Annotated in this window: 15 protein-coding genes; 8 read left to right on the forward strand and 7 right to left on the reverse strand. The window is 65.5% G+C overall.

Features of this window, described 5'->3' with window-relative positions; all coding sequences use genetic code 11:
* Positions 1-41 precede the first annotated feature (41 nt).
* The 6 genes from ABD024_RS07805 (at position 42) to zipA (ending at position 7201) form a co-directional block, all read left to right on the forward strand.
* Entirely contained in the window at positions 42-368 is a 327-nt protein-coding gene (locus tag ABD024_RS07805) for a hypothetical protein (protein WP_343851314.1), read from the forward strand.
* Between the two features lie 108 nt (positions 369-476).
* Complete coding sequence (lysS, locus tag ABD024_RS07810) at positions 477-2009, forward strand: lysine--tRNA ligase (protein WP_343851316.1); 1533 nt, start codon at positions 477-479, stop codon at positions 2007-2009.
* Positions 2010-2012: 3 nt separating this feature from the next.
* On the forward strand, positions 2013-2312 hold the full coding sequence (locus ABD024_RS07815) for a YciI family protein (RefSeq protein ID WP_343851318.1): 300 nt from the start codon (positions 2013-2015) through the stop codon (positions 2310-2312).
* Positions 2309-2572 carry a BolA family protein gene (locus tag ABD024_RS07820; RefSeq protein WP_343851320.1) on the forward strand — a complete coding sequence of 88 codons (264 nt, stop codon included), beginning with the start codon at positions 2309-2311 and terminating at the stop codon, positions 2570-2572. The genes ABD024_RS07815 and ABD024_RS07820 overlap by 4 nt, the downstream gene beginning before the upstream one ends.
* Before the next feature lie 131 nt (positions 2573-2703).
* Positions 2704-6213: a chromosome segregation protein SMC gene (gene smc / locus ABD024_RS07825; protein ID WP_343851322.1), complete on the forward strand. Its 3510-nt coding sequence runs from the start codon at positions 2704-2706 to the stop codon at positions 6211-6213.
* A gap of 10 nt (positions 6214-6223) precedes the next feature.
* The gene (gene zipA, locus ABD024_RS07830) at positions 6224-7201 is read left to right on the forward strand and encodes a cell division protein ZipA (protein WP_343851324.1); all 978 of its coding nucleotides are present in this window, start codon (positions 6224-6226) and stop codon (positions 7199-7201) included.
* A 25-nt stretch (positions 7202-7226) separates the two neighbouring features.
* Here the strand turns inward: zipA and msrA are convergent, their stop codons facing one another.
* The 3 genes from msrA to ABD024_RS07845 form a co-directional block, all read right to left on the reverse strand.
* A complete protein-coding gene (gene msrA, locus ABD024_RS07835; RefSeq protein WP_343851326.1) occupies positions 7227-7736 on the reverse strand; it encodes a peptide-methionine (S)-S-oxide reductase MsrA in 510 nt (169 codons plus the stop codon).
* Positions 7733-8182 (reverse strand): peptide-methionine (R)-S-oxide reductase MsrB, encoded by a 450-nt coding sequence (gene msrB, locus ABD024_RS07840; RefSeq protein ID WP_343851328.1) that lies wholly within the window; start codon positions 8180-8182, stop codon positions 7733-7735. Before msrB ends, msrA begins: the two co-directional genes overlap by 4 nt.
* A gap of 565 nt (positions 8183-8747) precedes the next feature.
* The gene (locus tag ABD024_RS07845) at positions 8748-8933 is read right to left on the reverse strand and encodes a hypothetical protein (protein ID WP_343851330.1); all 186 of its coding nucleotides are present in this window, start codon (positions 8931-8933) and stop codon (positions 8748-8750) included.
* 280 nt (positions 8934-9213) lie between these two features.
* Here ABD024_RS07845 and ABD024_RS07850 point away from each other — a divergent pair, with 280 nt between their 5' ends.
* Positions 9214-9744, forward strand: coding sequence for a VOC family protein (locus ABD024_RS07850; RefSeq protein WP_343851332.1), 531 nt, complete (start codon positions 9214-9216; stop codon positions 9742-9744).
* A 3-nt stretch (positions 9745-9747) separates the two neighbouring features.
* On the opposite strand, the gene tadA is transcribed toward ABD024_RS07850, so the two are convergent.
* The 4 genes from tadA to folD form a co-directional block, all read right to left on the reverse strand.
* Positions 9748-10236 (reverse strand): tRNA adenosine(34) deaminase TadA, encoded by a 489-nt coding sequence (gene tadA / locus ABD024_RS07855; RefSeq protein ID WP_343851333.1) that lies wholly within the window; start codon positions 10234-10236, stop codon positions 9748-9750.
* A 78-nt stretch (positions 10237-10314) separates the two neighbouring features.
* Positions 10315-11892 carry a glutamine-hydrolyzing GMP synthase gene (gene guaA, locus ABD024_RS07860; RefSeq protein WP_343851335.1) on the reverse strand — a complete coding sequence of 526 codons (1578 nt, stop codon included), beginning with the start codon at positions 11890-11892 and terminating at the stop codon, positions 10315-10317.
* 160 nt (positions 11893-12052) lie between these two features.
* On the reverse strand, positions 12053-13510 hold the full coding sequence (gene guaB, locus ABD024_RS07865) for an IMP dehydrogenase (protein ID WP_343851337.1): 1458 nt from the start codon (positions 13508-13510) through the stop codon (positions 12053-12055).
* An 89-nt stretch (positions 13511-13599) separates the two neighbouring features.
* A complete protein-coding gene (gene folD / locus ABD024_RS07870; protein ID WP_343851339.1) occupies positions 13600-14469 on the reverse strand; it encodes a bifunctional methylenetetrahydrofolate dehydrogenase/methenyltetrahydrofolate cyclohydrolase FolD in 870 nt (289 codons plus the stop codon).
* Between the two features lie 67 nt (positions 14470-14536).
* Here folD and ABD024_RS07875 point away from each other — a divergent pair, with 67 nt between their 5' ends.
* Positions 14537-15106, forward strand: a complete 570-nt coding sequence (locus ABD024_RS07875) for a GNAT family N-acetyltransferase (protein WP_343851341.1) — start codon at positions 14537-14539, stop codon at positions 15104-15106.

The raw sequence follows: 15106 nt of genomic DNA on the forward strand, positions 1-15106 counted from the left end.
GCTTGATTCTTTTCGCTCCGCTCACTGACGAGGTGGCCCGCATGAACAGCAAGAAGATCTGCGCAATCCTGATCGCCTTCGCCGCACTGGCCACGTTCGGCGCGGCGGCGCAGTCGCAGCAAGGCAGTGCCGGCCAGGGCATCAAGCAGGATGCCAAGGCCGTCGGCCACGGCGTCGCCGACGGCGCCCGCGATGTCGGCCACGCCACGAAGCACGTCGCCAAGAAGGTCGGCCACGGTGCCAAGGAAGCCGGTACCGGCATCGGCCATGGCGCGAAGAAAGCCGGTATCGCCATCGGCCACGGTGCGCGCGAAGGCTGGGACGCGACGAAGCATGCGGCCAAGCAGGTGTTCGGCAAGGGCGATTGACGTGCGATGCCGCCGCGGAGAGACACCGGTACACATCAGCTTGGCAACCAGACGATAGACAAGAGGCGTCCGCCGACCGGCGCGAGCGCAGGCAGCAATGGAATCCCCATGAGTGAAACGACCGATACCCTTCCCATCGACGAGAACAAGCCCGACGTCAATCGGCTGATCGCCGAGCGCCGCGAGAAGCTGAGGGTGTTGCGTAGGCAGGGCATCGCGTTTCCGAACGACTTCAAGGTCGACAGCTTCGCCGGCGACCTGCAGGCCGAGTTCGCCGACAAGGACGTCCATACGGCCGAAGTCGTCGAGGCCGCGGCGCGCCGCGTGAAGATGGGCGGGCGCATCGTGCTGAAACGCGTGCAGGGCAAGGTCAGCTTCGTGCAGCTGCAGGACTTCAGCGGACGCATCCAGCTGTTCATCCACCAGGGCACGCTGGGCGAGACCTACGAGGCGTTCAAGGGCTGGGACGTGGGCGACATCGTGGGCGCCGAAGGCGTGCTGATGCGCACCAAGACCGGCGAGCTTTCCGTCCGGGTCGACCATCTGCGTCTGCTGACCAAGAGCCTGCGTCCGCTGCCGGACAAGTTCCATGGTCTGGCCGACGTGGAGCAGCGCTATCGCCAGCGCTACGTCGACCTGATCGTCACCGAGGAAGCGCGGCGCACCTTCATGCTGCGCTCGAAGATCATCGGCACCATGCGCCAGTGGCTGGAAGCGCCCACGCGCCGCTTCATGGAAGTGGAGACGCCGATGATGCACATCATCCCCGGTGGCGCCACGGCCAAGCCGTTCGTCACCCATCACAACGCGCTGGATCTGGATCTGTACCTGCGCGTGGCGCCGGAGCTGTATCTCAAGCGGCTGGTCGTCGGCGGCTTCGACCGCGTCTACGAGATCAACCGCAACTTCCGCAACGAGGGCGTGTCGACCCGGCACAACCCCGAGTTCACCATGCTGGAGCTGTACCAGGCCTACGCGACCTACCACGAGATCATGGACCTCACCGAGAGCGTGATCCGCGATACCGCGCAGGCCGTGCTGGGCACCACGCAGCTGGAATGGGACGGCGCTGCCATCGACGTCGGTCCGGCGTTCCGCCGCTGGCGCATGGAAGACGCGGTGCTGGAACACAACCCCGAGATCCGGCGCGAGGAACTGCGCGATCGCGAGGCAATGGCCGCGCATGCGAAGCGTCTCGGCGCGCAGGTCAAGCCCGGCTACGGCTGGGGCAAGCTGCTGCTGGAAATCTTCGAGAAGACCGTCGAGCACACGCTGGTCCAGCCGACCTTCATCACCGACCATCCGGTCGAGGTGTCGCCGCTGGCGCGCGAGAGCGATACCGACAAGGGCATCACCGACCGCTTCGAACTGTTCGTCAACGGCAAGGAGCTGGCCAACGGCTTCTCCGAGTTGAACGACCCCGAAGATCAGGCTGCACGCTTCCAGGCCCAGGTCGACGCGAAGGATGCCGGCGACGACGAGGCGATGCACTTCGACGCCGATTACATCCGTGCGCTGGAAGTGGGCCTGCCGCCCACCGGCGGCCTCGGCATCGGCATCGACCGGCTGGTGATGCTGCTGACCGGTTCGGCCTCGATCCGCGATGTGCTGCTGTTCCCCTATATGCGTCCGGAGGCTTGAACCATGTGGTACGCGATCATCGGCACCGACAACCCTGACTCGCTGGAAGCGCGCAAATCCGCACGCCCGGCGCATCTGGCCCGTCTGCAGCAGTTGCAGGACGAAGGCCGCATGCTGCTGGCCGGGCCGTTCCCGGCGATCGACGCGGAAGATCCGGGTCCGGCCGGTTTCAGCGGCAGCCTGATCGTGGCCGAATTTCCCTCGCTGGCCGAGGCGGAAAGCTGGGCCAAGGCCGACCCGTATGTCGCCGCCGGCGTCTACCGCGAAACCACGGTCAAGCCGTTCCGCAAAGTGCTGCCGTGAACGCGGGGCAGCCCGTCATTGCGCAGATCCGCGAGCGCTTGGAGGCTGCATTCGCGCCGACCGAGCTGGACGTGCTGGACGAAGGCCACAAGCACGCCGGTCACGCGGGGGAGGGCAAGGGCCACTATCACGTGCGCATCGTCAGCACCGCTTTCGCCGGCCAGTTGCCGATCAAGCGCCATCGGATGGTCTATGCGGCACTGGACGGATTGATGGATCGTGGTATCCATGCCTTGTCGATTGATGCAAAAGACAAATAATAACAATTAGATAGTTACCATTATTGAAGTGCTACCTCATGTCGACGCGCATTGCAGCTCTGCCCCGCGTTTGGCACAGTGACCTGTCGCCCACCTCGGTGGGCGTTACCCGATGACCCATTGATGACCGCATGCGCCTGACCACGATCAAACTCGCCGGTTTCAAGTCCTTCGTGGACCCGACCACCTTGCACCTGCCGAGCAACATGATCGGCGTCGTCGGCCCGAACGGTTGCGGCAAATCCAACATCATCGATGCGATCCGCTGGGTGATGGGCGAGAGCGCGGCCAGCCGCCTGCGCGGCGACTCGCTGACCGACGTGATCTTCTCCGGCTCCAACACGCGCAAACCGGTGGGGCAGGCCACGGTCGAGCTGATCTTCGACAACGCCGATGGTTCGATCCAGGGCGAGTACGGCCAATACGCCGAGATCTCGGTGAAGCGCCAGGTCACCCGCGACGGCCAGTCCGCGTACTTCCTCAATGGCGCGCGCTGCCGCCGGCGCGACATCACCGACCTGTTCCTCGGCACCGGCCTGGGGCCGCGCAGCTACTCGATCATCGAACAGGGCATGATCAGCCAGATCATCGAGGCGCACCCGGAAGAACTGCGCACGCATCTGGAGGAGGCCGCCGGCATCTCCAAGTACAAGGAGCGTCGCAAGGAAACCGAGAGCCGCATCAAGGCCACCCGCGAGAACCTCGACCGCGTGCGCGACGTGCGCGACGAGGTGGACAAGCAGCTCGAACACCTGAACCGTCAGGCCCGCGCGGCCGAGCGCTGGAAGGCTTTGAAGGAAGAACAGACGCGCAAGGAAGCCGAGCTGCGCGCGCTGGAATATCGCGGCCTGAAGACCCAGCACGACGGCGAGGGGGCTGGCCTGTCGGCAGCCGAGATCGAGATCGAGAAGCAGCTGGCCGGCCAGCGCCAGATCGAGGCCCAGCTGGAGAGCGTGCGTGAACGCCACACCGACGCCAGCGAACACCTGAATGCAGTGCAGGCCGAGGTGTACAAGGTCGGCGCCGAGATCGCGCGGGTCGAGCAGCAGGTTCGTTACAACAAGGAAACCGCCGATCGCCTGCAGCGCGCCCACGGCGACGCCGAGCGCGAGCATGCCGAGCTGGCCGAGCACATCGCCACCGACCGCGAACAGGGTGAGGCACTGCGCCTGGCCTTGGCCGAGGGCGAGCCGAAACTCGAAGCCCTGCAGCAGTTGCAGGACGACACCGCCGAAGCCCAGCGCAGCACCGAGGCGAAGCTGGCCGACTGGCAACAACGTTGGGACAGCCACACCCGCAACGCCGGCGAATCCAACCGCGCGGCCGAGGTGGAACGCACCAAGCTCAATTACCTCGATCGCCAGGCGATCGACCTGTCGCGCCGACGCGAGGCGCTGGAAGCCGAGCAGAAGGCCACCGACGTGGCCGCGCTGGATGCCACCGGTCAGCAGTTGATCGACGAACATGAAACCCAGCGCGAACGCGTGGAAACCCTGGGCAGCCTGCTCGACCAGCACAAGTCCAGCCACGCGAAGGTGCTGGAAGAAGAACGCCAGGTGCAGTCGGCGCTGAACGAGGCACGTCAGCAGTTGCAGGCGGCACGCGGCCGGCACGCTTCGCTGGAGGCGCTGCAGCACGCCGCGTTGGGTCAGGAAGAAAGCGCCGCCAGCAGCTGGCTGGCCCGGTTGGGGCTGGACCGCTCGCGTCGCCTCGGTGAATCACTGCAGGTCGAAGCCGGCTGGGAAACCGCGGTGGAAACCGCGTTGAGCGGGTTCCTCGACAGCGTGCTGGTGGATGGTTCGCATGCACTCGCCGCCGAATTCAACGCACTCGAGAACGCCGACGTGGCGCTGCTCGACGCCGCCGACGGCGGCGCCCATACCGCCGGTACGCTGGCTGCCCATGTGCGCGGTCCGGCCGCGGCGCTGGCGATCCTCGGCCATGTCCTGATTGCCGAATCGCTCGATGAAGCACATCAGCGCGTGGCCGCGCTGTCGGCACTGGCGCCGTACCAGTCGGTGATCACCCGCAGCGGTGAATGGCTGGGGCCGGGCTGGGCGCGTGTGCGCCGCGCGCAGGGCAGCCAGGTCGGCGTGCTGGCGCGCGAGCGCGAATTGCGCCTGCTCGTCGAGCAGATTGCCATGCTGGAAGCGCAGCTGGAGGACGCCAGCGAGCGGCTGGACAACCTGCGCACCAGCAAGTTCGAGGCCGAGCGCGCGCGCGACGATGCGCAGCGCGAGCTGTACAACGCGCATCGCCGCCAATCCGAACTGGCCGGCCAGTTGCAAAGCCATCGCGGCAAGCTGGAAACCGCCCGCGCCCGCGCTGAAAAGGTCACCGGCGAGCTGGCCGACTTGGCCACGCAGATCGACGAACTGCAAAGCCAGACCCGCGAGGCGCGTGCCCGCCTGGATGAGTCGGTCGGCCTGATGGGCGACCAGGAAGATCAGCGTCGCGAGCTGGAAAACGAGCGTCGCACACTGCTCGAAGCACGCGAGGAGGCGCGCATGAATGCGCGCGAGGCCGCCGAGCAATCGCATTCGCTGGCCCTGGCGCTGGAGTCGAAGCGTTCTTCGCTGAGCTCGCTGGAACAGGCACTCGGTCGCATGGACGCCCAGCTGCGCCAGATCGAGGCGCGCCGCAACGAGATCACCGAACAGCTCGCCGCCGGTTCCGATCCGATCGCTGAACTCGAAGCCGAACGGCAGGCCTATCTGGACCAGCGCCTGCTGGTCGACAAGCAGCTGGTCGAGGCACGTCGCGCGCTGGAAGATTGCGACGTCGAATTCCGCAAGCTGGAACAGCAGCGCCATCTGGCGGAGCAGGGCCTGGCCAGCTTGCGCGAGGGCCTGTCCGAGAAGCGTCTCGCCGCCCAGGCGCTGCAGTTGCGCGCCGAACAGCTGGCCGAAGCGATCGCCGCCTCCGGCCTCGAACTGGAAACCCTGCTGGCCGAACTGGCTGACGACATCGACGCCAATCAGTGGCGTCAGCAGCTCACCGACATCGGCCAGAAAATCGCCCGGATCGAGCCGGTGAACCTCGCCGCGATCCAGGAGCACGCTGAGCAGAGCGAGCGCAAGACCTACCTGGACAACCAGCTGGCCGATCTGGTCAGTGCGATGGAGACGCTGGAAGGCGCGATCAAGAAGATCGACCGCGAGACCCGCCAGCGCTTCAAGGAAACCTTCGACAAGGTCAACGCCGGCGTGCAGGAACTGTTCCCGCGCCTGTTCGGCGGCGGCCATGCCTACTTGGAACTGACCGGCGACGACCTGCTCAATACCGGCGTGTCGATCATGGCGCGGCCGCCGGGCAAGCGCGTGTCCAACATCACCTTGCTGTCCGGCGGCGAGAAGGCGCTGACCGCGGTGGCGCTGGTGTTCGCGATCTTCAGCCTCAACCCCGCGCCGTTCTGCCTGCTCGACGAGGTGGACGCGCCGCTGGACGAAGCGAACGTGGGACGTTTCTCCAGCATGGTGCGCGAGATGAGCGAAAAGGTGCAGTTCATCTTCATCAGCCACAACAAGGCCACCATGGAAGCGGCTACTCAGCTGTGCGGCGTGACCATGCGCGAGCCGGGCGTGTCGCGGTTGGTGCAGGTAGATCTGGCCGAAGCAGCTAAACTGGCAGGAGCTGCCTGAGGAACCCATGATGACGCTGCAACCCGTGCTTGCCCTTGCCTGGAATCCTGCCGTCGGCATTCCGCTGCTGATCGTCGGCGTGATCGTATTGGCGTTGATCTGGCTGTTCGGCCAGCCGAAGAAGGAGCAGGGCAGGCGTCGGGTCGTGTCGGACCTGCACGCTGGCGAGCGTCGCGAACCAACCTTGGGCGAGCAGGCTGGCGATTCCGTAACTGATGACCCCTTCATCGGCGGTGCAAGGCCGCAGCAGGGCGAACTGGAAATCGGCCTGCGCGAGGAACTTGAACGGCTGGGTGCCACGCTGTCCGGCGAACGCGCCAAGACGTCGCTGCCCGCTGCACCGAAGGCCAAGCCCAAGCCACAACCCAAACTGGCCGACCACGTCGCCTCGATCATCGATGCCTTGCGCGCACCCAGCTCCAGCGAGCCGACGCCGCAAGCCCCCCCGTCCGCTGCGGAGGAAACTCCTGTGCCAGCGACCACCGCGGCGGCAGCCAGTGCGCCGCAACGGTCCGATCTTGGCCGGCGTCCACCCCAGTTACCGGTGGAGCGCATCGTCACGCTGTTCGTGGTGGCCCGCGACGGAGGGCGCTTCCATGGCCCGGACCTGGTCGTGGCCGCCGAGAAGGCCGGTCTGGAATTCGGCGACATGGGCATCTACCACCGCCTGGTCGACGGCAAACGCGAGCTTGGGCCGATCTTCAGCGTTGCCAACATGCTCAAGCCGGGCAATTTCGACCTGGCCCGGCTGGACACCCTGCGCACGCCCGGCGTGAGCTTCTTCATGACCCTGCCGGCGCCGCTGCCCGCGCTGGACGCCTGGGACGCCATGCTGCCCACCGCGCAGCGCCTGGCCGAATTGCTGGATGGTCAGGTGCTGGACGAGGAGCGCAACGCGCTCGGCCGTCAGCGCATCGCCCACATCCGCGACCAGCTGCGCGGTTGGGACCGCGACCACGAAGGCAAGGAAATCATCTTCGGGCGTTGAGCCCGCCCACGCTGGCTTTTCGCCATCAGCCGGCGACGTGGCGACGGGGCAGTTTCCATCCCGGACGGATGAAGTGGCAGGTGTAACCGTCGGGATAATGCTCGAGGTAATCCTGGTGCTCCGGCTCGGCTTCCCAGAAGTCGCCGGCGGGTGCTACTTCCGTCACCACCTTGCCGGGCCACAGGCCCGAGGCGTCCACGTCGGCGATGGTGTCCTCGGCGGTTCGCCTCTGTTCCTCCGACGTGTAGAAGATCGCCGAGCGGTAGGAACTGCCGCGGTCGTTGCCCTGCCGGTTCGGCGTGGACGGGTCGTGGATCTGGAAGAAAAATTCCAGCAGCGCGCGGTAGCTGATTCGTGCGGGATCGAACACGATCTCGATCGCCTCGGCATGACTGCCATGGTGGCGGTAGGTGGCGTTTGGTACATCGCCGCCGCTGTAGCCGACCCGGGTCGAGACGACGCCGTCCTGGCGGCGGATCAGATCCTGCATACCCCAGAAGCAGCCGCCGGCCAGAATGGCACGTTCGGTACTCATCGCGCGTCCTCCACCTGGTCCAGGTAAGCGCCGTAACCCTCGGCTTCCATGTCGTCGCGACGGACGAAGCGCAACGAGGCCGAGTTGATGCAGTAACGCAACCCGCCGCGATCGGCCGGGCCATCGGGGAACACGTGGCCGAGGTGGCTGTCGCCGTGCACCGAGCGCACTTCGGTGCGGACCATGCCGTGCGAGGCGTCGCGCAGTTCATTGACGTGGGCCGGCTCGATCGGCTTGGTGAAGCTCGGCCAGCCGCAGCCCGATTCGAATTTGTCGGACGAGGCGAACAGCGGCTCACCGGACACGACGTCGACATAGATACCCGGCTCCTTGTTGTGCAGGTATTCGCCGGTGCCGGGGCGCTCCGTGCCGCTCTGCTGGGTAACCCGGTACTGCTCGGGGCTGAGGCGCGACAACACATCGGGGTTCCTGGTGTAGCGGGACATGTCGAGCCTCCTTCGGTTCGTTTCCGGTCTGGATGAAGATGGCTGTCGCCGCGTCCAAATCAAGCCCGGCATGCGATGAGCAGCGCAAGGGGAGAAGAGGCGGGCGGCTCAAAGTGTTTCGCGATCGTACGTCTCGCGGAACAGGCGAGCTTGCTCGCAGGTTCGCCACCAGCCACGCATATCGCGTTCGCGGCAGGTCCGCCCGGTGGGTGCATGCAGGCCGAGGCGATTGGTCGTCCAGCCAGCCCATTCATCGGACAATGCACCCAGGTTGCCACAACGCAACAGGCGCAACCGCCGCCCGGTGGACCATGGCACGCGCTGGCGACCGCGCACCGTACGTATGCGGCGACGCGCCCAGGTACGCAGCGCACGCCTTGCCACAACTGCGGCGCAATTCAACAAAGCCCGCGGGGGAGACGTACCAGCGGCGTACGGGGCGACGTTTGGTTGTGTTCATGGGTTTCTATAATTTGACATAATATACATTATGCGAAATTACAGATGGAGCGCCTTGACGCTCCAGCGTGATCTGTGGGCTATCTGTCACCCGTAGATTCTTCAGTCAACGTCCTGCCAGGCGGCCCACCCTCTGCACCTGCTTGATCTGCCGCAGCCAGTCGTAGCCGTCCTGGGGCTGCAAGCCGGCACTGCCGACCATGCTGCGAGGTGCCGTGGCTCGATGCGCGACATGGGCGCCGTCGGACCGGCTACGCGGGTGTTGCAGCAAATTGTGGAAATGATGCTTCATTCTGGTAGTCCTCGGCGATGGATGGATTGACTGGACCGACGATCAATCTGGGGCACGCAACGCACTGCCGGTCTGTTTGCGTGACAACAGGATCGGGGCTGTAACGCCGCAGATAAACCGCATTCGGCTGATCGCTCCGTTTCCGCATGGGAACAATGTCGGGCGTGGATGATTGTTCACCCAGGGAAACTTACTGGCCATCAGTCAGGGATTTTGCCGGAGATGGCCGATGCCCATGTAGCCGCTCATCGCATATTCGAGCGGGTGCAGGGTCAGGGTCATGGGCAAATCGCTATTCGCGCTGCTGCTTTTCGCTTTCAGCCTGGCCGCGATCGCGCCATCGGGCGCTCGCGCGGCTACGCTGTACGGTGGCGACTACGTCAGTGTCGGTGTGCCGGACCTGGGACAGGCCGTGGCATTTTTTCAGGATGTCCTGGATTGCCGCCTGATTGGTCCGGAATCCGTGGTGGGCGAGGCCACGGCGGACGGCGTGCCGGCGTCCCGTCTGCTGTCCTGCGGTGCTGGCTCGGTCGTCGAGCTGTTCGACAACCGCGGCAGCTCCCCTTCCCGCGCATCGGGTCGGGCCGAGCGGCCGCTGCAGTTCGTTTCGGATGATGTGCAGCACGCCAGCGAATGGTTGCGGCATACGGGCGTCAACGTCGGCGGATCGCCACACCGGCTGACGTCCGGCCCGCTGGCTGGCCGCATGGTGCTCGATTTCGTGTCGCCGTGGGGACTGCGGCTGCAACTGCTCGGCAACGATGCCAATGCGCCTGCCAGCGGAAGCCTGGCCACGGCTGACGGCGGCTGACGCTCAGCGCCGGGCGCGGAAAAACTCGCGCAACATGCCGGCGGATTCCTCGGCGAGCAGGCCGCCGGCCACTTCGATGCGGTGGTTGTGCCTGGTATCGACCAGGGTGTCGAACACGCTGCCGGCGGCACCGGTCTTGGGGTCGGCAGCGGCGTAGATCACGCGGCCAAGGCGCGCGTGGATCATCGCCATCGCACACATCGAGCACGGCTCCAGCGTGACGTACAGCGTGGCGCCGGACAGGCGGTGGTTGGCCAGTTTCTCGCCAGCCGCGCGCATGGCCATGATTTCGGCATGGGCGGTCGGGTCATGCAGGGTGATGTTGCGGTTCCAGCCTAGCCCGGCGATCTCTCCGTCCTGCACCAGCACGGCCCCCACCGGCACCTCGTTCTCGGCGTCGCGGGCATGCGCCGCCAGCTGCAGCGCACGCCGCATGTACTGCACGTCGGCAGTTGAGAATGTGCTTGAAGTTTCGGCTATTTCGTCAGTCATTTCAATACATTGTGGCTTTAACGTGAGAAAGCCGGCAAATTGCCGGCCTTCCCTTGCACGCGCAAGTAACTGATTTTTCTACTCCCACTCGATCGTGGCCGGTGGCTTGCCACTGATGTCATAGACAACACGAGAAATATTGCGCAACTCATTAATAATTCTATTTGAAACCTTGCCGAGGAACTCGTACGGCAAGCGTGCCCACTGCGCGGTCATGAAGTCGATGGTCTCGACCGCGCGCAGTGCGATCACCCATTCATAGGCCCGCGCGTCGCCGACCACGCCGACGGATTTCACCGGCAGGAACACAGCGAACGCCTGGCTGGTCTGGTCGTACAGGTCAGCCTTGCGCAGTTCGTCGATGAAGATTGCATCCGCCTGCGCCAGCAACTCGGCGTATTCGCGCTTCACCTCGCCCAGGATGCGCACGCCCAGGCCGGGGCCGGGGAACGGGTGGCGATAAACCATCGCGCGCGGCAGGCCCAGCTCCACGCCGATCCGGCGTACTTCATCCTTGAACAGCTCGCGCAGCGGCTCGACCAGCTTCAGTTTCATGTGCGCCGGCAGGCCGCCGACGTTGTGGTGACTCTTGATGACATGAGCCTTGCCGGTCTTGCTGCCGGCGGACTCGATCACGTCGGGGTAGATCGTGCCCTGCGCCAGCCACTTCACGTTGCCGCCGGCGGCAATGAGCTTCTCCGACTCCTCGTCGAAGATATCCACGAACAGGCCGCCAATGATCTTGCGCTTGGCCTCCGGGTCGGCCACGCCTGCGAGCGCCTGGAAGTAGCGATCGGCCGCGTTGACGCGAATCACCTTGACGCCCATGTGCTCGGCCATGGTGGCCATCACCTGGTCGCCTTCCTGCCAGCGCAGCAGGCCGGTGTCGACGAACACGCAGGTCAGCCGATCGCCGATCGCCTTGTGCAGCAACGCGGCGACCACCGAGGAATCGACGCCACCGGACAAGCCCAGCAGCACATGGTCGTCGCCAACCTGGGCGCGCACGCGGGCGATCTGGTCGTCGATGATGTTGGCCGCGGTCCACAGCGTCTTGCAGCCGCAGATCTCGGTGATGAAACGCTTCAGCAGCGCCCCGCCCTGCTTCGTGTGCGTCACTTCCGGGTGGAACTGTACGCCGTACCAGCACCTGGCTTCGTTCTCCATCACTGCGACCGGGATGCGATCGGTCGTGCCGGTGACGACGAAGCCTGACGGCGCTTTCGACACGTGGTCGCCGTGGCTCATCCACACGTCCAGCTTGTGCTCGCCCGAATGATCGGTGAGGCCGTCGAACAGGCGGCTCGGTGCCACGATGTCCACGCTGGCATGGCCGAACTCGCGAGCGTCTGCGGCTTCCGTGGCACCGCCAAGCTGGGCGGCCAAGGTCTGCATGCCGTAGCAGATGCCGAGGATCGGCACGCCCGAGTCGAATACCTGCTGGGGGGCTTTCGGCGCACCCGCCAGTGTGGTCGATTCGGGGCCGCCGGACAGAATGATGCCCTTCGCGCCGTACGCAGCGATTTCGGTCGGGTCGTGATCCCACGCCCAGATTTCGCAATACACGCCGATCTCGCGGATGCGTCGTGCGATCAGCTGGGTGTACTGCGCGCCGAAGTCGAGGATGAGGATCTTGTCGGAGTGGATGTTGGTCATGGTGGCTCCGGCTTCTAAACGCCCTCTCCCCCGGCGCGGCCGGGGGAGAGGGCTGGGATGAGGGGCGCTGTTGCTGCTTTGCTGTTGGATGAAGAGCGAAAAGCATCCCCCTCACCCAACCCTCTCCCCGGGCTGCGCCAAGGGAGAGGGCTTCACTGCATCAGGAATTCAGCCGGTAATTCGGCGCTTCCTTGGTGATCTGGATGTCGTGCGGATGCGCTTCGGTGACGCCGGCGGAAGTTACCTTCACGAACTGCGCCTTGTGCCGCACGTCCTCGATGGTGGCCGCGCCCAGGTAACCCATCGACGCACGCAGGCCACCGATCAGCTGGTGGATGATGTTGCGCAGCGGACCGCGGTACGGCACACGGCCTTCGATGCCTTCGGGCACCAGCTTGTCGGCGTCCGCATCATCTTGGAAATAGCGGTCCTTGGAACCAAGCTGCATCGCGCCGATCGAGCCCATGCCGCGGTAGCTCTTGTAGGAGCGGCCCTGGAACAGTTCGACTTCACCGGGAGATTCCTCGGTGCCGGCGAACATCGAGCCAAGCATCACGGTGGAGGCGCCGGCGGCCAGTGCTTTCGGGATGTCGCCGGAGTAGCGGATGCCCCCATCGGCGATCAGCGGAATCTCGTCCTTCAGCGCGGTGGCAACCATGTCGATCGCGGTGATCTGCGGCACGCCGACGCCGGCGACCACGCGGGTGGTGCAGATCGAGCCGGGACCCACGCCCACCTTGACCGCATCGACGCCGACATCGAGCAGCGCGCGCGCCGCTTCGCCGGTGACGATGTTGCCGGCGATCACCTGCACCTGCGGGTAGTGCTTCTTGACCCAGCCGGCGCGTTCGATCACGCCCTGCGAATGGCCGTGCGCAGTATCCACCACCAGCACGTCGACGCCCGCGTCTACCAGAGCGCCGATGCGCTGCTCGGTATCGCCACCGACACCGACCGCGGCGCCGACCAGCAGTGCCTCGTGGCTGTCCTTGGCGGCGTTCGGGTTGTCGCGCGCCTTCTGGATATCCTTGACGGTGATCAGCCCGCGCAACTGGAATGCGTCATTGACCACCAGCACCTTTTCGATCCGGTGCTTGTGCAGCAGCAGCAACACATCGTCCTGGCTGGCTCCCTCCCTGACGGTGATCAGCTTGTCCTGCCGGGTCATGATGTTGCGCACCGGGTCGTCGTGCTTGCGCTCGAAGCGCAGGTCGCGGCTGGTGACGATGCCGACCAGCTTGCTGCCGTCGACTACCGGCACGCCGGAGATGTTGTGCGCGTGGGTCAGTCTAAGTACTTCGCGGATCGAGGTGTCCGGGCCCACAGTGATCGGGCTGCGGATCACGCCGGCCTCGAACTTCTTCACCAGGCGTACTTCAGCCGCCTGCTGCTCGGCCGTCATGTTCTTGTGGATGATGCCGATGCCGCCGTTCTGCGCCATGGTGATGGCGAGCCGGGCTTCGGTCACGGTGTCCATGGCGGCGGACACGATCGGGATGTTCAGGCGCAGGTCGCGGGTGAACCGCGTTGACGTGTTCACATCGCGTGGCAGCACGATGGAATGGCCTGGAACAAGGTAGACGTCGTCGTAGGTCAGGGCCTCGGCGAGGATGCGCATGCGAAAAGTCCCGCTGCAAAGAGGGAATTATACGCGCCCCGCCGGGATGCTCGCCAGCCGTGCGGCTGAACACCGCGGCGAGCGACGGGTCAGGCGGCGCGGCGCGGCGCGGTGTGCGCCTCGGCCGCTTCCAGCGTGTTCTCCATCAGCGTGGCCACCGTCATCGGGCCGACGCCGCCGGGTACCGGGGTGATCCAGCTGGCGCGTTCGGCGGCCGGGGCAAATTCCACGTCGCCGACCAGACGGCCATCATCGAGCCGATTGATGCCCACGTCGATCACCACGGCGCCGGGCTTGATCCACTCGCCTTTCACCAATCCGGCCTTGCCCACGGCGACGATCACGATGTCGGCCTGGCGCACGTAGGTTTCCAGGTCGCGGGTGAAGCGGTGGCAGCTGGTGGTGGTGCAGCCGGCAATCATCAGCTCCAGCACCAGCGGGCGGCCTACATGGTTGGACACGCCGATCACTACCGCGTGCTGGCCGCGCACCGGGCGATCGGTGTGCCCGAGCAGGGTCATCACGCCCTTGGGCGTGCACGGGCGCAGGCCGAAACGGCGCAACGCCAGGCGTCCCACGTTGATCGCCTGGAAACCGTCGACGTCCTTGTTCGGGTCGATGCGATCGACCAAGGCGTCCTCGTCGATATGCTCCGGCAGCGGCGACTGCACCAGGATGCCATGCACGTCCGGGTCGACGTTGAGTCGGTCGATCAGGGCGAACAGTTCTTCCTGGGTGGTGTCGGGCGGCAGGTCATAACCGAACGAGCGGAAACCCACCTGCTGGCAAGCCTTGCGTTTGTTGCGCACGTAGACCGTCGAGGCCGCGTCGCTGCCCACCAGTACCACCGCCAGTCCTGGTACGGGCAGCCCTTGCGCCACCCTTGCGGCGACGCGCAGGCCGACACGCTCCAGCAGTTCCTGTGCGATGCGTTTGCCGTCGAGGATGCGTGCGCTCATGTTGATGCCTGACTGTAGAGTCGATCATTATCGGGGCTCGGCCTGATGCGCACAAACGGCAAACCCCATGAGCACGGACTCGACAATCCCGATCACGCTGGAACTGGCCGATGGCCGGCTGCGCCTGCGGCCCTGGCAGGCTGGCGATGCCACTGCCCTGCTCGATGCTGTGCGCGAGTCGACAGGCAGCGTGGGTCGCTGGCTGCCATGGTGTCACGCCGGTTACGGCCTGGACGACGCCAGAGCCTGGGTGGTGCATTGCCAGGCAGGATGGCGCTCGGGCGAGCACTTTGCATTTCCGGTTTTCGACGCGGTCTCGGGCGAACTGCTCGGCAGCGTGGGTCTTTCCCAATGCAACCGGCTCCGCCGCAGCGCCAACATGGGTTACTGGGTGCGCCAGTCACGTCACGGGCAAGGTGTGGCGGCAGCGGCTGCCGCTCTGGTGGCGCGCTCCGGTTTCGAGCGGTTGGGGCTGGCCCGGATCGAGATCGTCGTTCTGCCCGACAACCAGGCGAGCCGGCGCACGGCCGAAAAAATCGGTGCACGGTTCGAGGCCATCGAACGTCAACGCCTGTGGCTGGGCGAACAGCCACGCGACGCAGCGGTGTACGCCCTGACTCAGCAGGATCCGGATTGA

Source organism: Rhodanobacter soli (assembly GCF_039523495.1).
Lineage (GTDB): Bacteria > Pseudomonadota > Gammaproteobacteria > Xanthomonadales > Rhodanobacteraceae > Rhodanobacter > Rhodanobacter soli.

Excerpts from the sequence above, each read along its gene's own strand:
- ABD024_RS07805 (WP_343851314.1), top strand. The coding sequence starts at position 42 with ATGAACAGCAAGAAGATCTGCGCAATCCTGATCGCCTTCGCCGCACTG.
- lysS (WP_343851316.1), top strand. The coding sequence starts at position 477 with ATGAGTGAAACGACCGATACCCTTCCCATCGACGAGAACAAGCCCGAC.
- ABD024_RS07815 (WP_343851318.1), top strand. The coding sequence starts at position 2,013 with ATGTGGTACGCGATCATCGGCACCGACAACCCTGACTCGCTGGAAGCG.
- smc (WP_343851322.1), top strand. The coding sequence starts at position 2,704 with ATGCGCCTGACCACGATCAAACTCGCCGGTTTCAAGTCCTTCGTGGAC.
- zipA (WP_343851324.1), top strand. The coding sequence starts at position 6,224 with ATGACGCTGCAACCCGTGCTTGCCCTTGCCTGGAATCCTGCCGTCGGC.
- msrA (WP_343851326.1), bottom strand. The coding sequence starts at position 7,736 with ATGAGTACCGAACGTGCCATTCTGGCCGGCGGCTGCTTCTGGGGTATG.
- msrB (WP_343851328.1), bottom strand. The coding sequence starts at position 8,182 with ATGTCCCGCTACACCAGGAACCCCGATGTGTTGTCGCGCCTCAGCCCC.
- ABD024_RS07845 (WP_343851330.1), bottom strand. The coding sequence starts at position 8,933 with ATGAAGCATCATTTCCACAATTTGCTGCAACACCCGCGTAGCCGGTCC.
- ABD024_RS07850 (WP_343851332.1), top strand. The coding sequence starts at position 9,214 with ATGGGCAAATCGCTATTCGCGCTGCTGCTTTTCGCTTTCAGCCTGGCC.
- tadA (WP_343851333.1), bottom strand. The coding sequence starts at position 10,236 with ATGACTGACGAAATAGCCGAAACTTCAAGCACATTCTCAACTGCCGAC.
- guaA (WP_343851335.1), bottom strand. The coding sequence starts at position 11,892 with ATGACCAACATCCACTCCGACAAGATCCTCATCCTCGACTTCGGCGCG.
- guaB (WP_343851337.1), bottom strand. The coding sequence starts at position 13,510 with ATGCGCATCCTCGCCGAGGCCCTGACCTACGACGACGTCTACCTTGTT.
- folD (WP_343851339.1), bottom strand. The coding sequence starts at position 14,469 with ATGAGCGCACGCATCCTCGACGGCAAACGCATCGCACAGGAACTGCTG.
- ABD024_RS07875 (WP_343851341.1), top strand. The coding sequence starts at position 14,537 with ATGAGCACGGACTCGACAATCCCGATCACGCTGGAACTGGCCGATGGC.